This is a genomic window from Aquaspirillum sp. LM1, assembly GCF_002002905.1.
Classification (GTDB): domain Bacteria; phylum Pseudomonadota; class Gammaproteobacteria; order Burkholderiales; family Aquaspirillaceae; genus Rivihabitans.
The window spans coordinates 3,117,336-3,138,587 of sequence record NZ_CP019509.1; the positions used below are offsets into that span (position 1 = coordinate 3,117,336).

Sequence of the window (21,252 nt, forward strand, 5' to 3'; positions counted from 1 at the left end):
GCATGTCGCAGACCCCACCCCGTCTGACCCTGACCGGGATCAGCAAGCGTTACCCCAGCGTGGTCGCCAATGATGGCGTCAGCCTGTCGGTGGCACCCGGCGAGATCCACGCCATTCTTGGCGAAAATGGCGCGGGCAAAAGCACGCTGATGAAAATCATCTACGGCGCGGTGAAAGCCGACGCCGGCGAAATCCGCTGGAACGGCCAGCCGGTGACCATCGCCAACCCGGCGCAGGCGCGCAAGCTGGGCATTGGCATGGTGTTTCAGCATTTTTCCCTGTTCGAGACACTGACCGTGGTCGAGAACATCGCGCTGGCGCTGGATGCGCCCTTCGACCCGGCCGCGCTGGCGCTGCGGGTGCGCGAAGTGTCCGAGCGCTACGGCCTGCCGCTGGACCCGCACCGGCTGGTGCACAGCCTGTCGGTGGGCGAGCGCCAGCGGGTGGAAATCGTGCGCTGCCTGCTGCAAGACCCCAAGCTGTTGATCCTGGACGAACCCACCTCGGTGCTCACCCCGCAGGCGGTGCAAAAGCTGTTCGACACCCTGCGCCGGCTGGCCAGCGAGGGCGTGTCGATTGTCTACATCAGCCACAAGCTGCATGAAATTCAAACCCTGTGCGACAGCGCCACCATCCTGCGCGGCGGCAAGGTAACCGGCGAGGCGATTCCGCGTGAAGAAACCCCGGCCAGCCTGGCGCGGATGATGATTGGCCGCGAACTGCCGGTGTGCGAAGCGCCGCCCTACAGCGGCCCCAGCCGACCCATGCTGGAAATCCGCCAGCTCAGCCAGCGCAGCGACGACCCGTTCGGCACCTCGTTGACCGATGTCTCGCTGACGGTGAACGCCGGCGAAATCGTCGGCATTGCCGGGATTTCTGGCAATGGCCAGGCCGAGCTGCTGGCGGCGCTGTCCGGCGAAGCGCCCAGCGGCAAAAACACCGTCTGGCTGGATGGCGATGCCATCGGCCACTGGCATCCGGGCCGGCGGCGCGCCCACGGGCTGGCCTTTGTGCCGGAAGAGCGCCTGGGGCGCGGCGCGGTGCCGTCGCAATCGCTGGCGCACAACGCCCTGCTCACTGGCCATCGTCACGGCGGCATGCGCCGCTTTGGCCTGGTCAGCTATGCGCGCGCGCGCCAGTTTGCCCAGGAGTGCATTGCCCGCTTTGACGTGCGCTGCGGTGGCCCGCTGGCGGCGGCGCGCTCGCTGTCCGGCGGCAATTTGCAAAAATTCATTGTCGGGCGGGAAATCATGCTCAACCCGAAAGCCATGATCGTCGCCCAGCCCACCTGGGGGGTGGACGTGGGTGCGGCGGCATTCTTGCGCCAGACCCTGCTGGATTTGTCCCGCTCGGGCGTGGCGATTCTGGTGATTTCCGAGGAGTTGGAAGAATTGTTTGAAATCAGCGACCGCATTGCCGTGCTGGCCCAGGGCCGGCTGTCGGCAGCCGTGCCCAAGGCCGAGGCCGACGCCGAGTCGGTGGGCCTGCAAATGGCCGGCCTGTTCAACGCGGAGGCCAGCCATGCATCTGCTTGAACCCCGCCCGCAACCGTCGCAGCTGATGCGCTGGACCGCGCCGCTGATCGCCATCATCGCCACCCTGCTGGTGGGCTCGGGGCTGTTTCTGGCGCTGGGCAAAGACCCCGTGCAGTCGTTCAAGGTGTTCTTTGTCGAGCCGCTGGCCAGCAGCTACGGCTGGAGCGAGCTGCTGATCAAGGCCTGCCCGTTGATCCTGATCGCCCAGGGGCTGGCCATTGGCTTTAAGGCACGCATCTACAATATCGGCGCCGAAGGCCAACTGATTGCCGGCGCGCTGGCTGGCGGTGGCATTGGCATTTATGTGGGCGACAGCGGCGTGGCCTGGGCTCTGCCGGCCATGGTGCTGGCCGGCGCATTGGGCGGCGCGCTGTGGGGGGCGATTCCTGCCCTGCTGAAAACCCGCTTCAACGCCGAAGAAACCCTCACCACGCTGATGCTCAGCTATGTGGCCAGTTTTCTGCTGTCGTATATGGTCAACGGCCCGTGGCGCGACCCGGAGGGGATGAATTTTCCGCAATCGGTGATGTTTGCCGACGGCGCGCTGTTTCCCATCCTGCTGGAAGGCTCGCGGGTGAATGGCTCGGTGTTCATCACCCTGTTTGCCGTGCTGGGCTTCTGGCTGTTCAACGCCAGGAGCTTTCTGGCCTACCAGCTGGAAGTGGGCGGCCAGGCCCCGGCGGCGGCGCGCTATGCCGGGTTTTCCGCCCAGCGCACGGTGTGGTTCAGCCTGGTGCTGTCCGGCCTCACCGCCGGCCTGGCCGGCGTGGGCGAAGTGGCCGGCCCGGTGGGCCAGCTTAACCTGAACATCTCGCCCGGTTACGGCTTTGCCGCCATCATCGTCGCCTATCTGGGCCGCCTGCACGCGCTGGGCATCGTGCTGGCCGGCGCGCTGATGGCGCTGATCTACCTGGGCGGCGAAGCCGCGCAAGTGGCGCTGCAACTGCCGGCGGCGATTACCGGGATTTTTCAGGGCATGCTGCTGTTCTTCCTGCTTGGCGCAGACGCCTTTATCGACAACCGCCTGCGTCGGCGCAAGTAAGGGCGGGGCAGCATCAAGCGCCAGCGTGGCACGCCGTGGCCCGCCCTGGATTCCCGCCTGCGCGGGAATGACGCTATGGAGAGGGCGGCGGGTGAAATCGGCGGGGTGAAGTAGCCCGCAGCGGTAGCACAAACACACCACCGCCGGATTGACCCCCCTCACCGCGTCATCCCCGCGCAAACGGGGATCCAGAAGCATCCACAACGTGCCGCCCTTGGCAGGATCATCCGACCAGGGCAGGGCGTGAAGAGAAACACTGCACGCCGTGGCCCGCCCTGGATTCCCGCCTGCGCGGGAATGACGGTATGGGGAGGGCAGCGGGTGAAATCGGCGGGGTGAAGTAGCCCGCAGCGGTAGCACACCGCCCCGGATTGCCCCCCTCACCGCGTCATCCCCGCGCAGGCGGGGATCCAGAAGTATCCACAGCGCCCTGCCCTTGGCTGGATCACCCGACCAGGGCGGGGCGTGAAGAGAAACACTGCACGCCGTGGCACGCTCTGGATTCCCGCCTGCGCGGGAATGACGGTATGGAACGGGCAGCGGGTGAAATCGGCGGGGTGAAGTAGCCCGCAGCGGTAGCACACCGCCACCGGATTGACCCCCCTCACCGCGTCATCCCCGCGCAGGCGGGGATCCAGGAGTATCCACAACGTGCCGCCCTTGGCAGGATCACCCGACCAGGGCAAGGCGTGAAGAGAAACACTGCACGCCGTGGCACGCTCTGGATTCCCGCCTGCGCGGGAATGACGGTATGGAGAGGGCAGCGGGTGAAGTCGGCAGGGTGAAGTAGCCCACAGCGGTAGCACACCGCTGCCGGATTGACCCCCTCACTGCGTCATCCCCGCGCAGGCGGGGATCCAGGAGTATCCACAACGTGCCGCCCTTGGCAGGATCACCCGACCAGGGCGGGGCGTGAAGAGAAACACTGCACGCCGTGGCACGCTCTGGATTCCCGCCTGCGCGGGAATGACGGTATGGAGAGGGCGGCGGGTGAAATCGGCGGGGTGAAGTAGCCCGCAGCGGTAGCACACCGTCACCGGATTGATCCCCCTCACCGCGTCATCCCCGCGCAGGCGGGGATCCAGAAGTATCCACAACGCACGCCCGTGGCGCTGCCACAGACTGAACTGAAACCGTTTTACCCGGCTGCGACAGCAGCCGGACACAGACGCGCGCCGCTGGCTTGAGGCGGCGCGCCAGGAGACTCAAGCAATGATGGATTCGATGATTCCAGTGCTGGCTGGCACGCTGGCGGCGGCCACGCCGCTGATTTTTGCCGGGCTGGGCGAGCTGGTGGCCGAGCGCAGCGGGGTGATCAACCTTGGTGTGGAAGGCATGATTTTAATCGGCGCGATTGCCGGTTTTGCCGCCGCCGCCGAAACCGGGCTGGGCCCGGCGGCTGGCCTGCCGGCGGGCGCGCTGGCCGGTATGGGCGCGGCGCTGGTGTTTGCCGTATTCGCCCTGTCGCTGGCCGCCAATCAGGCCGCCTGTGGGCTGGCACTGACCATTTTTGGTATTGGCCTGTCGGCGTTTATTGGCCAGCACTATGTCAGCTACAGCCTGCCGGGGCTCAAGCCGCTGTCGATTCCGCTACTGTCCGACATTCCGGTGATCGGCCCAGTGCTGTTTCATCAGGATGCCGTGGTGTATCTGTCGCTGGCGGCGTTTGCCCTGGTGGCGTGGACCTTGGCCAAAACCCGGCTGGGCCTGCTGCTCAAAGCCGTGGGTGAATCGCCCGAGGCGGCACACGCCATTGGTTACCCAGTGCTGGCCATCCGCTATGGCGCGGTGCTGTTTGGCGGGGCGATGGCCGGGCTGGCCGGCGCGTATCTGTCCACCGTGTACACCCCGCTGTGGGTGCAGAACATGAGCGCTGGGCGCGGCTGGATTGCCGTGGCGCTGGTGGTGTTTGCCGCCTGGAAGCCGGGCCGCCTGCTGCTGGGCGCGTATCTGTTTGGCGCGGTGACCATTCTGCAATTTCACGCCCAGGGCCTGGGTATTGCCCTGCCGGTGCAACTGCTGGCGGCGCTGCCCTACCTGGCCACCATTGTGGTGCTGGTGCTGATCTCGCGTGACCGCCGGCTGTTGCAACTGAACCTGCCGGCTTCGCTGGGCAAGCCCTACCTGCCTTAATTCCGCCATGGGCCAGCGGTGCGCCGTTGGCCCGGTTTTTCCCTTTACTCGCGCTTGTGCCGCACGCCGCTTGGCGTGCGGCGGGCCGGCGCGTGCGCTGCTGACGAGAACGCCATGACCTCTGCCTTTGCCACCCAGCTGATTCGCGGCCACATCCTGCATTTTCTGGCCGACCCTGGCGAACACGACGCCGCCGACAGCTACCAAAGCCTGCCCGACGGCGCGTTGTGGATTGTCGATGGCCGCGTGGCCGACCTTGGCCCCTGGCCCGAACTGCGCGCACGGCGCACGCCCGACGAGCTGGCCAGCGCCGAATGCTTTGACTACGGCGACCACCTAGTGCTGCCCGGCCTGGTGGACACCCACTGCCATTATCCGCAATCCGGGGTGATCGCCTCATTTGGCCGCCAGCTGCTGGACTGGCTGAACGACTACACCTTTCCCGCCGAAGCCGCCTTTGCCGACCTGCAAGTGGCTGAAGCCGCTGCCGACTATTTTGTCGAACGCCTGCTGGCACACGGCACCACCACCGCCTCAGTATTCGCCACCGTCCACCCGCAATCGGTAGACGCCTTTATGGCCGCCGCCGAACGCCGCCAGCTGCGCATGCTGTGCGGCAAAGTGATGATGGACCGCCACGCCCCGCCGGAACTGTGCGACACCGTGGCCTCCGCCGAGCGCGACAGCCTGGCGCTGATCGAGCGCTGGCACCGCCGTGGCCGGCTGCGCTACACCCTGACCCCGCGCTTTGCCCCCACCTCCACCCCCGAGCAGCTGGCGCTGGCCGGCGCGCTCTACCGCAGCCAGCCTGACCTGCATGTGCAATCGCATCTGGCGGAAAACCCCAACGAAATCGCCTGGGTGGGCCAGTTGTTTCCGCAGCGCCGCGACTACCTGGACGTCTACGCTCACTACGGCCTGCTTGGCCCGCGCACCATTTACGGCCACTGCATCCACCTGGCCCCGGTGGAAATCAGCGACATGGCCACCACCGGCACCGCCGCCGCCTTCTGCCCCACCTCCAACCTGTTTCTCGGCAGCGGCTTGTTCAACCACGCCGCCGCGCTGGACGCCGGCATCCGCGTGGGCCTGGCCACCGACGTGGGCGGCGGCACCTCGTTCAGCCTGATCCGCACCCTGGGCGAAGCCTATAAAGTCTCGCAAATGCTCGGCCGCCCCCTGCCGCCGCTGCGCGCCTGGTGGCTGGCCACCCTGGCCGGCGCCCGCGCGCTTTATCTGGATGAACACATCGGCAACTTCCTGCCCGGCAAAGAAGCCGATTGCGTGGTGCTGAACCCGATGGCGACACCGGAACTGGCGTATCGGTTGCAACATGGCGGGAGCTTGAGCGAGCAGTTGTTTGCGCTGATGGTGTTGGGGGATGAACGGTGCGTGGTGGCGACGCATGTGTTGGGGAGGGTGGGCGAACTAGCTAAAACTCAATTTGAATTAAAAGCAAAATAGAGGTATAGTTGCATAAATATACAATTACACCTATTAATCAACGAAAAGCAAGGCTGCAAGAAAGCAGACTTTATGCCAACAAACCAAATGGGCATGAAATGAATAAGTTTCACTTAAACATACCAGACAATTTAAATGACAAATCTTTAATTAAGTTCTTCTGTGGCTGGAGGTGGCACGCAGACCCAGTAGCCCCAATAGAAGTTAATTTTAAAGGCTGTAATTTTATCGCCCCATATGCTGTAACACTTTTTGCTATCTATCTTTTGTGGCTAAAAGAAGCGAAAAGAAAATCTGTGAGAATTCATGTTACCGAGAGCAGTGTCGCAGGAAATTACCTTGTTGAAACAGGCTTTCTTGAGATTATAAACAAAAAACCAAACTTGGAGAACGTTGAACAGTCAAATAGAACAGTTAAGCTAACAAGAATTAAAAGCAGTGCAGAAATCCCAGCCTTTGCTGCAAAAGTCATGGAAATTCTTCATATAGAAGACGAAGAGCTAGAAGGCGCAGTTAAATATTCATTAATTGAGCTTTTGCGTAACATTGTTCAGCATTCTGGTAGCTCGGTAGGCGGCATTGCAATGGCGCAATACTATCCAAACAGCGGTTTGGTTAACATATGCGTGGCAGATATGGGGGTAGGCCTTAAAGACAGCTTGACAGAAGCCTACCCAGAGCTCAATACAGATTTACAAGCACTCAAGCTAGCTACCATGCCCCATGTCTCCAGAACATTTGGCCCTGAAACATATTCAACCATGCGAGATAATGCAGGTCTTGGGCTTTTCTTTATTAAGCAAATTGCATCACTTGCTAACGGCAGTTTCTTTCTTGGTTCAAAAAATGCGCTTATGGATTTATGGGGCGATGAAAAAGGCACTCAAAAAAAGACATACCAGACAGCGAAAAATGGTGGATGGCCAGGAACTTTTGCATACCTCCAATTAAGAAGAGATTCAATCGCAGAATTTAACGAAATTCTTACTGTTTGCCGGAACATGGCAGCAGAGGCCAGAAAATACCCAGCAGAGTTAGCCCTAGACTTTATTGAGGAGGTACCAGATGAACCAGGGTTGATAGTAGTCAATGTAGTAGATTTTGAGGAGAATGTTGAAGAAGCATCAAAATTTCGAGAAACAATCATATTGCCCAGTATTAACAGTGGAGCTATGGTTGTTCTAAACTTTAATAAAGTGCGTTTTGCCACTCAATCTTTTGTTCATGCTTTAATGTATAAAGTAATTCGTGATGGGCAGCAAATTGGTTCGACCTTATCAATTGCGAACTGCACCAATGCAACTCGTGAAGCTATTATGGCAGTGGCCGCGTATGCAAAAACCACTCCTCACGAATTAGCATAACGCCCCCAAAGCTGGAGCTCTGTATTTACTGAACCACAGTACCTTCTAGAGCATGCTCTGAAATATCCCATGATAGTAAAAACATAAGCCCCATGGAGAACCGCAAACCTTACCTATCCGATGTCAGCGACGAAGAATGGGCGTTCGTCGCGCCGTACTTGACCCTGTTTCCCCTGGACGCAGGGCAGCGCAAACACTCACTGCGCGAGGTGTTCAACGCTGTGCGCTACGTGGTGCGCTGTGGTTGCCCATGGCGCATGCTGCCCAATGACCTGCACCTGCCGCCATGGTCATTGGTTTATCAGCAAATGCAGCGTTGGCTGAAAGCCGGTTGCTTTGAAGAGATGGTGCATGACTTGCGTGTGTTGCTGCGCCTGGCCGATGGCCGCAAAGCCCATCCGTCCGCCGTTATCATCGATTGCTGCACCATTCAGTCCACGCCCAGCAGCACAGGCACAGGCTACGATGGTGCCAGTGAGGCAGTGCATACGGTGTCGAACTGCACGTAGTCAAGCTGTCAGAAGCCAAGCGGGGCTGTGTGCTGCTGCCGCGCCGCTGGGTAGTTGAGCGCAGCTTTGGCTGGGCCGCTCGCTTCCGGCGTTTGGCCAGAGACTACGAGAAGCTGCCGCAGACTCTGGCTGGATTACATTACGTGGCGTTTGCCATGTTGATGCTGCCGCACCTGTCTAATGTTATTGGCATGGTTCAGAGCATGCTCTAGAACGGATTAAAATGCACTCTAAACAGAGGATAGACTTATCTCGAAACCTCAAATAAAAACCTCCGGAAAACAGTTTTACTTACTTCTTTTTCTTGGATTAATCGCCATCTTGAGCTGGGGGGCTTGGCGGCTATTGATTGTCGCAGAGTCTAGTGTTGGCTTTACCAATCATGGTACAAGCCGGGTCAGCATTTATAAAATCACCCTCAATGGGCAATCTATCTATGCAGGCCCATCACGACACCATGATCCTGGTGTCAAGACGTCTGAGCATGGCCATTATTTTGGCTTTTTTAAGCCACGGGGCAAGTTGGGTATGAGGATCTACTTCACCGATGATGAGGGGCATAGGCGCACTGCCACACATGAATTAGACCATGGCACTGGGCGATATATATTTTGGTGTGCGATAGACAACCATTACGTACTCAGTTGTGTTCATGATGATATTTTTGATTTTGGTCATTAATTCGCAAGCCCAGAAAGTTCTGTGTCGTCTTGTTGGATTATTCTGTCCAATATTCCTGCTCATGCCAAGTTGTACTCACTGTAGTGAAATAAAACCATGTGGACTCATGCTTCAAAAACAAAAATACTGAAAACCATTTTACATCAGTCAATCACTTGGTTTGTGTCCATAATGTGCTCGCTTGCCTTTGTGGCCGGATGGGTTTTCCTGGTGATGACCCTGGCTGCTCATTACTACGAGCTGCGCCACCCCATTCCCATTGGTGAAGATGATTTAGGCCTTGGCCTCATGGTTGTTTTATGGGGTGCGATGGCGCTTTTGCTGGCGATTCCATTCATGTTCTGGCTGAGCTGCCGGATATATCGATTCATCTCGAAAGCGTTCAGGAAAACTGGGTGCCGCACAAAATAATCACAAGCAATGGCCTGTTTATACAATATCCATTTCGAGTGAATTTGCCTTGGCGGCCTACTGGGGGCGCACTGATTTATTCAGAAAAATCGTTTCTGCCAAAATAAAACCAAGCAAAATCAACATCCTGGATTCCCGCCTTCGCGGGAATGACGGTTTTTTCAGTGTATCCTTTAATGCGGCGCATTCGGGTTCCGATGCGCCCACCCCGTCAGCCGCCGCTCCACCAGCGCAAACAGTTCATACATCACCACCCCCATCACGCCGATCACCATCAGCCCGGCAAACACCAGCGGCATGTTCATCGACGAGCTGGCCGACATCATCAGGTAGCCGATGCCCAGGTTGGAGGCCACCGTTTCGGAGATCACCGAGCCGACAAAGGCCAGGGTGATGGCCACTTTCAGCGAGGCGAAGAAATACGGCAGCGAGCGTGGCAGGCCCACTTTGAACAGGATGTCCAGCCGGCGGGCACCCAGTGAGCGCAGCACGTCTTCCAGCTCGGGTTCCAGCGTGGCCAGGCCGGTGGCGACATTGACCACCACCGGAAAAAACGAAATCAAAAACGCGGTGAGGATGGCCGGTACGGTGCCGATGCCAAACCACACCACCAGCACCGGCACAAAAGCCACTTTCGGGATGCTGTTAAAGCCCACCAGCAGTGGGTAGCAAGCTTTGTACACCAGCGGCGAGGCCCCCACCGCCAGGCCCAGCGCCAGGCCAACGGCCACCGCCAGACCAAAGCCGGCCAGAGTGGTAAGCAGGGTTTGCGTGGCGTGCTGCATGATGGCCCCGGCGTACTCGTGGCCGCTGGCCCATACCGCACTGGGGGCGGGCAGCAGGTAGTCGGGCAGTTTGAAACCGATGCAGATCAGCTCCCACAGTACAAACAGCAAGGTGGTCAGCGCCCAGGGCGCGAGCTTGACCAGGGTGGAGGATTTCATGCTCATGAACAAAACATCCTTGTGTGGCGCTCAGTGGCGCTGTTGGCCGATATGCTCGCGCAGGGCGTGCACATGGTGGGCAAAGGCGTCGGTGTAAGTCAGGTCGAGGTCGCGCGGGCGTGGCAGGTCGATGGGCTGGCGCAGCAGCACGCGGCCTGGTCGGGTGCTCATCACATACACGGTGTCGGCCAGAAACACCGCTTCGCGCAGGTCGTGGGTGACCAGAATCACGGTGAAGGGTTTTTCCTGCCACAGGTCGCGCAGCATGCACCACAGCTCTTCGCGGGTGAAGGCGTCCAGCGCGCCAAATGGCTCGTCCAGCATCAACAGGCGCGGCTGGTGAATCAGCGCCCGGCAGATGGACGCACGCTGCTGCATGCCGCCGGACAATTCCCACGGATATTTGTCGGCGTAGCCGTCCAGCCCCACCCGCGCCAGCAGCGCGCGCGCCTGCGCTTCGTACTCGGCGCGCTGTTTGCGCAGCAGGCGGCGATGCGGCTCGACGATTTCCAGCGGCAGCATCACATTGTCCAGCGTGGTGCGCCACGGCAGCAGGTTGGATGCCTGAAACGCCATGCCGACAATTTTCAGCGGGCCGCTGACTTCGCGGTCATCGACAAACACATAGCCGTTGCTGGGTGGGCGCAGGCCCGACGCCAGCTTCATCAGCGTGGATTTGCCGCAGCCGGACGGACCGACCACGGCCACAAATTCGCCTTCGGCAATCGACAGGTTGACCCCTTCAATGGCCGGCGCGCCGCCTGCGGCATACGCCAGGCTGACCTCTTCAAACCGCACAAACGACATGCCGATTCCCCTTATTTCACCATCCGCTCGGCGCGTGCCGGCAGGAAGGCTGGGTTGAACAGTTCGGCGGCGGCAGGCACCCGTGTCAGGCCGTAAGCGTCGGCGGTTTCTGCCAGCGAGCGCTGCATGCGATCGGCGGTGACTGCGCCCAGGCCGTTGGCGCGCACTTCGGCAGTCAGCACGCTGTGGTCCAGCGCCAGTTTCAGCCGGCGGGTTTCCAGCGCCACATTGATCAACGGGTCACGCTCTTTCACATAGGCAATGGCGGCAGCCGGGTTGGCCAGGGTGTCTTTCAGTGCGCGGTTAAAGCCGCGCAGCACCGCGCTGACCGCCTTGGGATTCTCGGCCAGCAGCTTGGGGCTGGCGATGATGGCGTTGCCGTACAGCTCGACGCCGTGGTCCGGGTATTTCAGCGCGACGATGTCTTCTGGCTTTACCCCGCGTGCTTCCAGGTTGAGCACGCTGGTGAAGTAAAAGCCGGTGATGCCATCCACATCGCCGCGCGCCAGCAGGGTTTCCCGCAATGCGGGTTCGACGGTTTGCCATTTCACGCTGGCCGGGTCCAGCTTGTTGGATTTGGCAAACGCTGGCCAGGCTTTGCGCCCGGCGTCGAATACCGGCGCGGCCAGGGTTTTGCCCACCAGATCCGCCGGCTTGCTGATGCCGGTTTTTTTCAGGGTCAGCACCGCTGCCGGGGTGGCGTTGTACACCATATACACCGCCTGGATTTTCGAGCCGGGGGTTTTTGCGTCGTATTCCACCAGGGCATTAAAGTCGGCAAAACCCATGTCGTAAGCGCCAGTGGCCACGCGGGTGACTGCGCCCGCCGAGCCCGAGCCGGAATCAATTTCCACGTCCACGCCTTCGGCCTGGAAATACCCTTTGGCCTTGGCCAGTAAAAACGGTGCCGACGGGCCTTCAAATCGCCAGTCCAGGGTGAATTTTACCTTGGGCAAAGGGTCGGCCAGGCTGGGGGCGGCAATCAGCGCCAGGCTGGCGGCCAGAAACCAACGGCGGCAGACATTCAGACGGGTGAGCATGGAAATCTCCAGAAGGGTGCGGAAAGCCCTTGCTGGTGCAAGTGGTGTGCCAGTGGCTATGGTGCTGTTTTTATTGAATAAAATTGGCTATTGAATTCACTTGTCAATTTATTGGCTTGAATTGACTGCTAAATGGCCGGGGTATGCATTAAAACCGTGCCTTGCCATGGTGCATGGGTGGTTTTTTTGCGCCATTCGGGTGCGTTAATCCGGGGTATTTTAAATCAGGCAGGCTGGGTATATTCAATTGCCCATACTGAGGGGATTATCTGTTTTTGCTTATGCCGGCTATATCTGCGCCTGGGCAGAAAATCCGGTTAAATGCGTCACATCGACCGCATGTTGCCGCGCAGCATGGTGTGCCGAGCACACATTGCCCACCCCATCACGGCAGCGCCTTCTGTCTGCCTTACCAGGAGAATTCCATCATGGCTTTCCGTTCCGCCCCGCTGCTTGCCTTATCCCTGCTGGCTGCTGCTTCGTCTGCCCTGGCGGCTGACTGGAGCGATACGTCCATTGGCTATCGCTACGGCAAGCAGTTTGCCGAGCCGTTCAACCAGAAAGACATCAGCAAGAGCATCATCAACCTCACCCACGCCAGCGGTTACCAGTATGGCAGCAACTTCTTCAACGCCGACCTGCTGCTGGCCGACAAAAACGACCCGGCCAGCGTGGGCTCGAATACCGGTTCGCAAGAAGTGTATGTGGTGTACCGCCACACCCTGGATCTGGGCAAGGTGACGGGCGCTAACCTGAAATTCGGCCCGGTGCGCGGCCTGGGCTTGACCGCTGGCTTTGACATCAACACCAAGGACGACGCCGGCTACAACTCGAAAAAACGCATGTGGATGGCTGGCCCGACGGTGATGTTTGACGTGCCGGGCTTTTTGAACATGAGCCTGCTGCAGCTGTGGGAAAGCAACGCGCCGTACAATGGCTATAGCAAAACCAGCGTGGAGCGCTACAGCTACGATGCCCACCCGATGCTGAACCTGGCCTGGGGCATTCCGTTCTCCATTGGATCGCTGCCGCTGTCGTTTGAAGGCTACGCCAACTTTATCGCCGCCAAGGGCAAAAACGAATTTGGCGTGGGCACCAAACCCGAAACCAATATCGACATGATGCTGATGTACGACCTCAGCCCGCTGGTCAACGCCCAGAAAAAAACCTTCCGCGTTGGCCTGGAATACCAATACTGGCGCAACAAGTTTGGCAACGACCACAAGGGTACCGCCGGTAAGGGGGCCTTTGCCAAAACCCCGATGATCCGGGCGGAATATCACTTCTGAGCCCGCGCGGGGCGTGTCTGGCCATGTGCTGGCCACGCCCCGCCAGTGTTACCGGCAAAAAGACCACAGCGCCGACCACGCCAGCACATGCTCCGGCTGCAAGTAAGCCAGAAACCCCTGGTAACACCCATACAGCAGCGCCATTCCGCCCAGCACTTTCAGCACCCGGCTCATGCACATGGGCGCAGGCTCAGGGCGGCTGGCCGGGATACGGGCTGGTCGTTGATCGGCCAGTGCAGCAGCGCTGCCACGCCGCCCAGGCCGATGCCGACCAGCCACACCAGGTCATACGAACGGGTGGTGTCGTATAAATACCCGCCCAGCCATACCCCAAAAAACGCGCCTAACTGGTGGCCAAAAAACACCAGGCCAAACAGGGTGGTGAGGTATTTCACCCCAAAAATTTGCGCAATCACGCCATTGGTCAGCGGCACTGTGCCCAGCCAGACAAAGCCCATCGCCAGGCAAAACAGATACAGGCTGGCGTGGCTCAGTGGCAGCACAAAAAACAGCGCCATCACCCCGGCCCGCAGCACATAGATGGCCGCCAGCAGATAGGTGCGGCGAAACATCCCGCCCAGCCAGCCACAGCAATAAGTGCCCAGCACATTGCTTAGCGCAATCAGCGCCAGCCCCACCACCGCCGCATTGCCCGACAAGCCTTTGCCCAGCAGATACGCCGGCAGGTGCAGGGCAATGAATGCCAGCTGAAAGCCACAGGCAAAAAAGCCCAGGCTGAGCAACCAGAACCCGCGATGCTGAAAGGCCTCGCGCAGGGCGGTGCGCAGGCTGTGCTCCGGCCCGGCACGCGGGCCATCATCCGGCAGCGCATCACGCAGTGGCCAGGCCAGTGGCAGAGCCAGCGCGCAGCATAGCGCCAGCGCCAGCAGCGCACCCGACCACGACAGCTGGTCAATCAAGCCTTGCACCAGCGGCACCATGGCAAACTGACCCAGTCCGCCCAGCGCACCCGCCACACCCAGCGCCCAGCCGCGACGGCTGGGGGGCACCATGCGGCTGAGCGCGCCGTACACCACGCCAAACGACGTGCCGGACAGGGCAATGCCAATGCACAGCCCGGCAGACAGGGTCAGCTCAAGCGGTGTGGCCGCCAGGCGCATGCCGGCCAGGCCCAGTGCGTACAGCAGCAGGCCCGGCACAATCACCCGGCGCGCGCCAAACCGGTCTGCCAGCATGCCGGTAAACGGCTGGGCCAGCCCCCAGACCAGATTCTGCACGGCGATGGCAAAGCCAAACACCTCCCGGCTCCACTGGTGATCCAGGGTCATGGGCAACTGAAACATGCCGCCCGCGTGGCGAACGCCCAACGCCAGCCCCATGATCACGCCGCCCGCCAGCACCCACACCCAGGGCTGGTCATGCCATCTGCCGGGGGGATGGCTGGCGCGGGAGGGGGTGGGGTCTGCATGTGTGCTGTGCATGTTTATCTCTGCTATGGCGGGAGGTAAAAGCCCATTAGAATGGAGTTTCCCGGCAGGCTCAATTGAGTTTTTTGCCCTTATCCATGAGGTTTGATCATGTCAGTCAGCCTGTCGAAAATCCCGTCCATCGACCTGTTGCGCGGCTTTGTCGCCGTGGGGCGGCGCATGAGCATTACCCAGGCCGCCACCGATCTGTTTCTCACCCAGTCGGCGGTCAGCCGGCAAGTGCATGGTCTGGAAACCGCGCTGGGGGTGAAGTTGTTTGACCGCGTGCATCGGGCCATCCGCTTCACGCCGGAAGGCGAGCGGCTGTTTCTGGTGGCCGACAGCGTGATGCAGCAATTGCAGGACGCCATCGGCGCGCTGGAAGACCGCCAGCGCCAGCGGCCCGTCACGCTGACCGCCAGTGTGGGGTTTGTCGGTTTGTGGCTGCTGCCGCGCCTGGGGCGTTTTCAGCAGCTGCACCCCGAGGTGGAAGTGCGCCTGTCCGCCAGCAACCAGATCATCGACCTGCGCAAGGAAGGGCTGGACATCGCCATCCGCTACTGCCCGCAAGCCAGCCTGCCCGCCGGGGCCATCCGGCTGTTTGGCGAAACGATTTTCCCGGTGGCGCACCCCAGCCTGGGGCTGAGCGCGCTGGATACGCCGGCACTGATTGCCGAATCGACCCTGCTGGAATTTGAAGGCGACCCCTCACCCTGCTGGCAATGGTTTTGCTGGCTGGAAGCGCAAGGCTGGGCTGGCGTCCGGCCCAAGAGCATTGTCCGCTTCAACCTGTACGATCAAGTGATTCACGCCGCCGTGGCCGGGCAGGGCATTGCGCTGGGGCGCGGCCAGCTGATCCAGCCGATGCTGGATGATGGCCGGCTGGTGGCACTGAGCACCCCGCAGCCGGGGCCGGCGTCGAGCAAGGTGTATTGTCTGATCGAGCGCGACGATGCGCCCACCCGGCAGGCGCAGGCGCTGAGAGACTGGATTTGCGCCGAAGCGCGGGTCACCGATGCGCTGTAACGGCGCACTGAACAGGGGAAGGTTACGCTTTAGCCAGCCCCGCTGGAGAATGTCACCTGGGCAATCCAGTGCTGTTGCCGTCTGGCCAGCCTGGCCGACAGGCTTTCGCCATCAAAATGGCTGACGCTGTATCGAAGCCGCGCGGGGTCGAGGTGTTGCAGCGTGTTCACATTGACCACGGCAAACAGCTGGCCATCAATCAGGCTGGTGGCCACCGGCACATCGCTGCATTCGCTGCAGGTATGGAACTGTGTGGTGTGGCTGGCAAAGGTATGCTGGAACACCCTGGACGGGCGCTGGATGGTGACATGGAGTGTGGCTGATGGGTGCGATGTCCACACCGCCGCGTGCGCGGAGCAGAACGTACAACGGCACACCCGTGCCGGGATTTCCGCTGGATCGGGCGTCCATTCCAGCGTGAATGTCATATTGCCGCATTGGCAGCTGCCGTTAAGTTGCATGCAAGTCTCCCCGGTTTTTGTGCGCATCATCACGGTTCTTGCGCCCATCCGGGCTAAAATGGCCGGCCTTATCCCCCCTGATGGAGTTGGCCATGCGCCCTGAATCTGTCAAAACCTGGCTGCAAGCCCTGCAGGCCAGGATTGTCACCCAACTTGAAGCGGTTGATGGCCAGGCGTTTCGCCGCGATGGCTGGGAGCGTCCCACGGGCGGCGGTGGCCTGTCCTGTGTGATCGAAGAAGGCGGCGTGTTCGAGCGCGGCGGGGTGAATTTCTCGCACGTCACCGGCCCGTCGCTGCCGCCCTCGGCCACCGCCGCCCGCCCCGAGCTGGCTGGCCGCGCCTTTGAAGCCATGGGCGTGTCGCTGGTGTTGCACCCGCGCAACCCCCATGTGCCGACGGTGCATATGAATGTGCGTTATTTTGTCGCCACAGCCGAAGGCCAGGAGCCAGTGTGGTGGTTTGGCGGCGGCATGGATCTCACCCCGTATTACGGCGAGGTGGACGACGCGGTGCATTTTCATCGCACCTGCCAGCAGGCGCTGCAGCCATTTGGCGAGCACTATCATCCGCAGTTCAAAGCCTGGTGCGACCGCTATTTTTTCCTCAAGCACCGTAACGAACCGCGCGGCGTGGGCGGGATTTTCTTTGACGACCTCAACGAAGGCGGTTTTGACCACTGCTTTGCCCTGACCCAGTCGGTGGGGGAACACTTCGTCAACGCCTACCTGCCCATCGTCGAACGCCAGCGCGGTCAGGCCTACAGCGAGCAACAGCGCGACTGGCAAGCTTACCGCCGTGGCCGTTATGTCGAGTTCAATCTGGTGTTTGACCGAGGCACCCTGTTTGGCCTGCAATCCGGCGGGCGCACCGAATCCATTTTGATGTCGATGCCACCCATCGTCAAATGGCGCTACGACTGGCAGCCAGAGGCCGGCAGCGTGGAAGCGCAGCTGATGAGCGAGTTTCTGATTGGGCGAGACTGGGTGTAAGCATTGGGGCGATGCCTGGCCTGTCGGGGCAGCCTGGATGTGATCCCCGACTGCACGCCGCCAGCCCGATACGACATGGGGGCTTAGCGCGCCACTTCCACCCGGTTGCGCCCGCCGCCCTTGGCGCGATACAAGGCGGCGTCGGCGTGCTGGTAGGCCTCGTGCACGTCGGCCAGCAGCACCGCCACGCCGGCGCTGATGCTGACCATCAGGCAGTGGCCGCCGTCCTCAAACGGCTGGCTGGCAATGCGTTCGCGCAGGTTTTCCGCCAGAATCGCCGCCTCGCTCAGCCGCATGGCCGGGCACAGCACCATGAACTCCTCGCCGCCGAGGCGGCCCAGCATGGCTTCTTCCGGCAGGTTGCGCAGAATGCGCTGGGTCAGCTCCACCAGCGTGGCGTCGCCACAGGGGTGGCCATAGTGGTCGTTGATGCGCTTGAAGTGGTCGATGTCCAGCAGAATCACCGCACCCATGGCGTGTTCGGCCCGCACGGTGATGGCCGCCCGGTTGAGTACGCCGGTCAGCGCGTCGTGGGTGGCTTCGTATTCCAGCCGGCGGGCCAGCTCGCCCAGCCGGCTGTTGAGCTGGTTCATTTCTGCTTCGCGGCGGTCAGACTGGCTGATCATCCGCCGGGTTTCCCGCACCATTCGCTCAAAGTGGGTAAGCAGCGTCAACAGCGCCTGCCGATAATCGGCGGCGCTGGCGTGGGGATTGGCCAACACCTGGCGGCTGGCATCGGCCACCAGGGTTTCCATGGCAAAGAGATCAAAGTCGGACATGGCAGATTGCCAGCTTAGTGGCTGATGATGACGATTTGATGACGTGTCATCTGCCACGCTCGCGCAGACCGCTTGCCAGGCGCGGTGCCTGAGCGCAGACCCGCCCGGTTTTGCTCAGAAGATGTTTAATATTCTAAACTCTCTGCGGCCATTCACCTGGCTATGGTAGCCTGTCAGGCCCATTTTGCCGGCTTTGGCCGCTTGCTGTTTAACAAGCTATTGCATGTTTTCGGTATCTGACCGAAGGCGCCGCACCAGCAAACCGCAGGGCCGGCTGTTCTGGAGTATTGATTGATGGAATCCCGTTCGCCCCGCCTGTGGGGCACTGTGTGCGTGCTGGTGTCGGCAACCGCGTTTGGCAGCATGGCCATTTTTGCCAAGCTGGCCTACGCCGCTGGCCTGACAACCTCTTCGCTGCTGTTTTTGCGCTTTACCCTGGCCGGGCTGTGCCTGCTGCCCATTGTGCTGATTGGCCGGCTGCCCTGGCCGCGTGGCAGCGCCTTGCTGGCGCTGCTGGTGATGGGCGGTGTGTGCTACACCGGCAATTCACAAACCTTTTTCATGGCGCTGAACTACGCGCCGGCGGGCACGGTGGCGCTGCTGCTGTATTTGTATCCGGTGCTGGTGATGCTGCTGTCGGCAGCGCTGTTCGGGGAAACGCTCACGGCACGCAAATGGCTGGCTGCCGGGCTGACTTTTTCCGGGCTGGTGGTCACCCTGGGGCTGGAATTGTCCGGCCAGCCACTGGGCATTGCCCTGGGGGTGGCGTCGGCGCTGATTTATTCCTGCTATATCCTGCTGGGCGGGCGCTTCACCACCGGCAGCCACCCGATTTCTTCGGCCTGCGTGGTGTTTCTGGCCGCCAGCGTCAGCAATGGGCTGATTGTGCTGGCGCAAGGCGATGGGCTGGTGTGGCCGCATAATGCCGCCGGCTGGCTGGCGCTGCTGGCGATTGCGTTGATTTGCACCGTGCTGGCGATTGTCGGGTTTTTAATTGGCATCAAGCGCATTGGTGCTACCCAGGCGTCGATGATTTCCACCTTCGAGCCGGTGGTTACCGTGCTGCTGGCCGCCGCCTGGCTGGGCGAAGCGGTCACCTTGTCGCAACTGCTGGGTGGCGTGCTGATTCTGGCTGGAGTGTGGCTGCTGTCGCGCCCGGCAGCCGAGGTGGCGGTCAGCGATATTCATGAGTGATGCCATGGCGCTGGCCGGATCTCGCGCCAGCGCAAAAACCTCCACGCCTGGCGCGTTGCGCCCTACGCCAGCAGGGCCTGCAATTCGCTGAAAAAGCGCTTGTCGCGCGCGTACTGTCCTTCGGCCAGGAAGGCTTTCTGCTGTTCCAGCGCCGCCAGAAAATTGCTGACAATGCGGCGATAGCTGTCGATTTCCTGCACCGGATAATTCGACCCGACGCTCTGGCCGTCAATCTGTAGGCCGTACACGGCACCGTGCATTGTCAGGCTGTAAGTCATCATCTCGCCGTCGTCCATATTGGCCGTGGCCTGAAACCAGGCTTCCTTGAAGCCAACCGGCGCATCTCGGGGCGGAAAGTGCATGGTGCGCGCTGCGCCGACTTCATCCACGCCGTCGTGGTTCAGGTCCACGCTATAGCCTTCCGGCAACAGCAGGTTCTGCGCGCCTTCTTCGCTCAGTTGAGTCGGGTCGATGGGGTCGGCCAGACAGTGGTTCTGCCGCACGGCCTCCAGCTCATCGGCAGACAGGCTTTGCAAAAACTGCCGGGCCTGGCTGATGCCACCGCTGCTATACGCCTTGTTCAGCACGCCCGCGTAGGTGGCTTGTATCTGTGTGCTGACGCCACGCAAGGCCGAGAGTTCGGTATGGGTCACGCCCAGAATGGCTTCCAGCGAAGCCGCTTTGGCCGGCGGGGCGCTGGCGCTCGGGTTGGTGGCAGGCGCTGCGGCGCTGGCAGTGTTCAGCGCCTGATAGGCCGACTGATAATTCTGGTAAAAACGGCTGTCTGGGGTGTCACGGTAACCGCGACGCTGGCTGGCCGTTATGGGGGTGCCGGTAGGTCGAATCTGCATGATGGGGCCTTTCTCACGGTAAATTTTGCCGCTGTCCCCGGCGATTTGCCGGTTTTTGCGGGGGTATCCCATGGGGGTGAGCCTAAACAGCAGAAAGCATGCCCGCAGCCCTGACCTGCCGTCGGCGGTCAGCTGGGCGAACAAGACGAAGCCGCGCATACTGCAGGTTTCTCTGAAGTGGGCCTGGATCTCGCCGTGACGTTGCGCAAAATCATCCATATCGACTGTGACTGCTTTTTTGCGGCGGTGGAAATGCGCGACCACCCGGCCTGGCGGAACATTCCGCTGGCAGTAGGGGGTGCCGCCGATGCGCGTGGGGTGATTGCCACCTGCAATTACCCGGCCCGCCAGTTTGGTGTGCATTCGGCCATGCCGTCAGCGCAGGCGCTCAAGCGTTGCCCACAGCTGAAAATCGTGCCCGGCGACATGCCGCGCTACCGTGAGGCGTCGCTGGCGGTGCGGGCAATCTTTGCCCGCTATACCGATCTGGTTGAACCGGTGTCGCTGGATGAAGCGTATCTGGATGTCACCGGCCAGCCGCATTGCCAGGGCAGCGCCACGCGCATGGCCGAGGCAATCCGGGCGGCCATTCGCCATGAAGTGGGCATTACCGCATCAGCCGGCATTGGCCCGAACAAGATGCTGGCCAAGATTGCCAGCGACTGGAACAAGCCGGACGGCCAGTGGCTGATTCGCCCGCAGGAGGTGGCGGCATTCATGCCCGGCCTGCCCGTGCAGCGGCTCAACGGCGTGGGCCCGGCCACCGCCGCCCGACTGGCGGCGCTGGGGGTAAGCGACTGCGCCGGACTGCAAACCCTGACGCGCGATGCGCTGATCCAGCAGTTTGGCCGCTTTGGCGAGCGGCTTTACCACATGGCGCGCGGCGAAGACGACCGCCCGGTGCGCAGCGAACGCGTGCGCCAGTCGCTCAGCGTGGAGCGCACCTATCCGCAGGATCTGCCTGACCTGGCTGCCTGTCAGGCGCGCCTGCCCGACCTGCTGGACGCCCTGCAGGCGCGCCTGAGCAACTGGCTGGCCAGTGGTGGCCAGTTTCGCGGCGCGTGGGTGAAAGTGCGGTTTGCCGATTTTCGCCAGACTACCGTCGAAGATGCACAGGCCATGCTCAGCCTGTCCGCGCTGTCCGGCCTGTTGCAGCAGGCGCTGGCGCGCGGTGCTCAGCCGGTGCGCTTGCTTGGCGTGGGCGTGCGCCTGAGCGCCCCCACGACGCATCCTCAGCAGCTGGAATTGTTTGCTGTGCAGGGCTGACCCCGCCTACCCACGTGTCACCCTGCGTAAAAACGCCCCA

The 21,252-nt window shown here is 61.2% G+C and carries 19 protein-coding genes and 1 pseudogene; 12 read left to right on the forward strand and 8 right to left on the reverse strand.

Features of this window, described 5'->3' with window-relative positions; translation table 11 throughout:
• The first annotated feature begins 2 nt into the window (after positions 1-2).
• The 7 genes and pseudogenes from BXU06_RS13525 to BXU06_RS13555 all read left to right on the forward strand — a co-directional run bounded on the left by BXU06_RS13525 (position 3) and on the right by BXU06_RS13555 (position 9,139).
• The gene (locus BXU06_RS13525) at positions 3-1,535 is read left to right on the forward strand and encodes an ABC transporter ATP-binding protein (RefSeq protein WP_216352480.1); all 1,533 of its coding nucleotides are present in this window, start codon (positions 3-5) and stop codon (positions 1,533-1,535) included.
• Positions 1,522-2,577, forward strand: a complete 1,056-nt coding sequence (locus tag BXU06_RS13530; RefSeq protein ID WP_077300679.1) for an ABC transporter permease — start codon at positions 1,522-1,524, stop codon at positions 2,575-2,577. Before BXU06_RS13525 ends, BXU06_RS13530 begins: the two co-directional genes overlap by 14 nt.
• A 1,212-nt stretch (positions 2,578-3,789) precedes the next feature.
• A complete protein-coding gene (locus BXU06_RS13535) occupies positions 3,790-4,710 on the forward strand; it encodes an ABC transporter permease (RefSeq protein ID WP_216352481.1) in 921 nt (306 codons plus the stop codon).
• 114 nt (positions 4,711-4,824) lie between these two features.
• Complete coding sequence (gene guaD, locus BXU06_RS13540; RefSeq protein WP_077300682.1) at positions 4,825-6,174, forward strand: guanine deaminase; 1,350 nt, start codon at positions 4,825-4,827, stop codon at positions 6,172-6,174.
• Between the two features lie 8 nt (positions 6,175-6,182).
• Entirely contained in the window at positions 6,183-7,538 is a 1,356-nt protein-coding gene (locus BXU06_RS13545; RefSeq protein ID WP_216352482.1) for an STAS-like domain-containing protein, read from the forward strand.
• Between the two features lie 92 nt (positions 7,539-7,630).
• Positions 7,631-8,259, forward strand: a pseudogene (locus tag BXU06_RS13550) (transposase).
• Between the two features lie 565 nt (positions 8,260-8,824).
• Entirely contained in the window at positions 8,825-9,139 is a 315-nt protein-coding gene (locus BXU06_RS13555; RefSeq protein ID WP_077300688.1) for a hypothetical protein, read from the forward strand.
• A 173-nt stretch (positions 9,140-9,312) separates the two neighbouring features.
• Here BXU06_RS13555 and BXU06_RS13560 read toward each other — a convergent pair whose 3' ends face one another.
• From BXU06_RS13560 to BXU06_RS13570, 3 genes are read right to left on the reverse strand one after another with little or no spacing between them, the layout of a single operon-like run.
• On the reverse strand, positions 9,313-10,089 hold the full coding sequence (locus tag BXU06_RS13560) for an ABC transporter permease (RefSeq protein WP_216352483.1): 777 nt from the start codon (positions 10,087-10,089) through the stop codon (positions 9,313-9,315).
• A gap of 24 nt (positions 10,090-10,113) precedes the next feature.
• Positions 10,114-10,890, reverse strand: a complete 777-nt coding sequence (locus BXU06_RS13565) for an ABC transporter ATP-binding protein (RefSeq protein ID WP_077300691.1) — start codon at positions 10,888-10,890, stop codon at positions 10,114-10,116.
• Positions 10,891-10,901: 11 nt separating this feature from the next.
• Positions 10,902-11,930, reverse strand: a complete 1,029-nt coding sequence (locus BXU06_RS13570) for an ABC transporter substrate-binding protein (RefSeq protein ID WP_077300694.1) — start codon at positions 11,928-11,930, stop codon at positions 10,902-10,904.
• 428 nt (positions 11,931-12,358) lie between these two features.
• On the opposite strand from BXU06_RS13570, the gene BXU06_RS13575 reads away from it, so the two are divergent.
• On the forward strand, positions 12,359-13,219 hold the full coding sequence (locus BXU06_RS13575; protein WP_077300697.1) for an outer envelope protein: 861 nt from the start codon (positions 12,359-12,361) through the stop codon (positions 13,217-13,219).
• 48 nt (positions 13,220-13,267) lie between these two features.
• On the opposite strand, the gene BXU06_RS18410 is transcribed toward BXU06_RS13575, so the two are convergent.
• Positions 13,268-13,393, reverse strand: coding sequence for a hypothetical protein (locus tag BXU06_RS18410; protein WP_256364048.1), 126 nt, complete (start codon positions 13,391-13,393; stop codon positions 13,268-13,270).
• Entirely contained in the window at positions 13,390-14,661 is a 1,272-nt protein-coding gene (locus BXU06_RS13580) for an MFS transporter (protein ID WP_077300700.1), read from the reverse strand. Before BXU06_RS13580 ends, BXU06_RS18410 begins: the two co-directional genes overlap by 4 nt.
• 96 nt (positions 14,662-14,757) lie before the next feature.
• Between BXU06_RS13580 and BXU06_RS13585 the strand changes: the two genes are divergently transcribed.
• Entirely contained in the window at positions 14,758-15,672 is a 915-nt protein-coding gene (locus BXU06_RS13585; protein ID WP_077300703.1) for a LysR substrate-binding domain-containing protein, read from the forward strand.
• A 29-nt stretch (positions 15,673-15,701) separates the two neighbouring features.
• On the opposite strand, the gene BXU06_RS13590 is transcribed toward BXU06_RS13585, so the two are convergent.
• Positions 15,702-16,133, reverse strand: coding sequence for a GFA family protein (locus BXU06_RS13590; protein ID WP_216352484.1), 432 nt, complete (start codon positions 16,131-16,133; stop codon positions 15,702-15,704).
• Positions 16,134-16,219: 86 nt separating this feature from the next.
• On the opposite strand from BXU06_RS13590, the gene hemF reads away from it, so the two are divergent.
• Positions 16,220-17,122, forward strand: a complete 903-nt coding sequence (hemF, locus tag BXU06_RS13595; RefSeq protein ID WP_374754333.1) for an oxygen-dependent coproporphyrinogen oxidase — start codon at positions 16,220-16,222, stop codon at positions 17,120-17,122.
• 83 nt (positions 17,123-17,205) lie between these two features.
• Here the strand turns inward: hemF and BXU06_RS13600 are convergent, their stop codons facing one another.
• Positions 17,206-17,901 carry a GGDEF domain-containing protein gene (locus tag BXU06_RS13600; protein WP_077300712.1) on the reverse strand — a complete coding sequence of 232 codons (696 nt, stop codon included), beginning with the start codon at positions 17,899-17,901 and terminating at the stop codon, positions 17,206-17,208.
• Between the two features lie 294 nt (positions 17,902-18,195).
• On the opposite strand from BXU06_RS13600, the gene BXU06_RS13605 reads away from it, so the two are divergent.
• Complete coding sequence (locus BXU06_RS13605; protein WP_077300715.1) at positions 18,196-19,095, forward strand: DMT family transporter; 900 nt, start codon at positions 18,196-18,198, stop codon at positions 19,093-19,095.
• Between the two features lie 62 nt (positions 19,096-19,157).
• Here BXU06_RS13605 and BXU06_RS13610 read toward each other — a convergent pair whose 3' ends face one another.
• The gene (locus tag BXU06_RS13610) at positions 19,158-19,946 is read right to left on the reverse strand and encodes a hypothetical protein (RefSeq protein WP_150125212.1); all 789 of its coding nucleotides are present in this window, start codon (positions 19,944-19,946) and stop codon (positions 19,158-19,160) included.
• Between the two features lie 195 nt (positions 19,947-20,141).
• On the opposite strand from BXU06_RS13610, the gene dinB reads away from it, so the two are divergent.
• On the forward strand, positions 20,142-21,212 hold the full coding sequence (dinB, locus tag BXU06_RS13615; RefSeq protein ID WP_253189466.1) for a DNA polymerase IV: 1,071 nt from the start codon (positions 20,142-20,144) through the stop codon (positions 21,210-21,212).
• Positions 21,213-21,252 lie beyond the last annotated feature (40 nt).

Coding starts and splice junctions, on each gene's coding strand:
- BXU06_RS13585 (WP_077300703.1), top strand. CDS start 14,758: ATGTCAGTCAGCCTGTCGAAAATCCCGTCCATCGACCTGTTGCGCGGC.
- BXU06_RS13600 (WP_077300712.1), bottom strand. CDS start 17,901: ATGTCCGACTTTGATCTCTTTGCCATGGAAACCCTGGTGGCCGATGCC.
- BXU06_RS13560 (WP_216352483.1), bottom strand. CDS start 10,089: ATGAGCATGAAATCCTCCACCCTGGTCAAGCTCGCGCCCTGGGCGCTG.
- BXU06_RS13580 (WP_077300700.1), bottom strand. CDS start 14,661: ATGCACAGCACACATGCAGACCCCACCCCCTCCCGCGCCAGCCATCCC.
- BXU06_RS13530 (WP_077300679.1), top strand. CDS start 1,522: ATGCATCTGCTTGAACCCCGCCCGCAACCGTCGCAGCTGATGCGCTGG.
- BXU06_RS13555 (WP_077300688.1), top strand. CDS start 8,825: ATGTGGACTCATGCTTCAAAAACAAAAATACTGAAAACCATTTTACAT.
- BXU06_RS13565 (WP_077300691.1), bottom strand. CDS start 10,890: ATGTCGTTTGTGCGGTTTGAAGAGGTCAGCCTGGCGTATGCCGCAGGC.
- BXU06_RS13525 (WP_216352480.1), top strand. CDS start 3: ATGTCGCAGACCCCACCCCGTCTGACCCTGACCGGGATCAGCAAGCGT.
- guaD (WP_077300682.1), top strand. CDS start 4,825: ATGACCTCTGCCTTTGCCACCCAGCTGATTCGCGGCCACATCCTGCAT.
- BXU06_RS13605 (WP_077300715.1), top strand. CDS start 18,196: ATGGAATCCCGTTCGCCCCGCCTGTGGGGCACTGTGTGCGTGCTGGTG.
- BXU06_RS13535 (WP_216352481.1), top strand. CDS start 3,790: ATGATGGATTCGATGATTCCAGTGCTGGCTGGCACGCTGGCGGCGGCC.
- BXU06_RS18410 (WP_256364048.1), bottom strand. CDS start 13,393: ATGAGCCGGGTGCTGAAAGTGCTGGGCGGAATGGCGCTGCTGTATGGG.
- BXU06_RS13610 (WP_150125212.1), bottom strand. CDS start 19,946: ATGCAGATTCGACCTACCGGCACCCCCATAACGGCCAGCCAGCGTCGC.
- BXU06_RS13570 (WP_077300694.1), bottom strand. CDS start 11,930: ATGCTCACCCGTCTGAATGTCTGCCGCCGTTGGTTTCTGGCCGCCAGC.
- BXU06_RS13575 (WP_077300697.1), top strand. CDS start 12,359: ATGGCTTTCCGTTCCGCCCCGCTGCTTGCCTTATCCCTGCTGGCTGCT.
- BXU06_RS13590 (WP_216352484.1), bottom strand. CDS start 16,133: ATGCAACTTAACGGCAGCTGCCAATGCGGCAATATGACATTCACGCTG.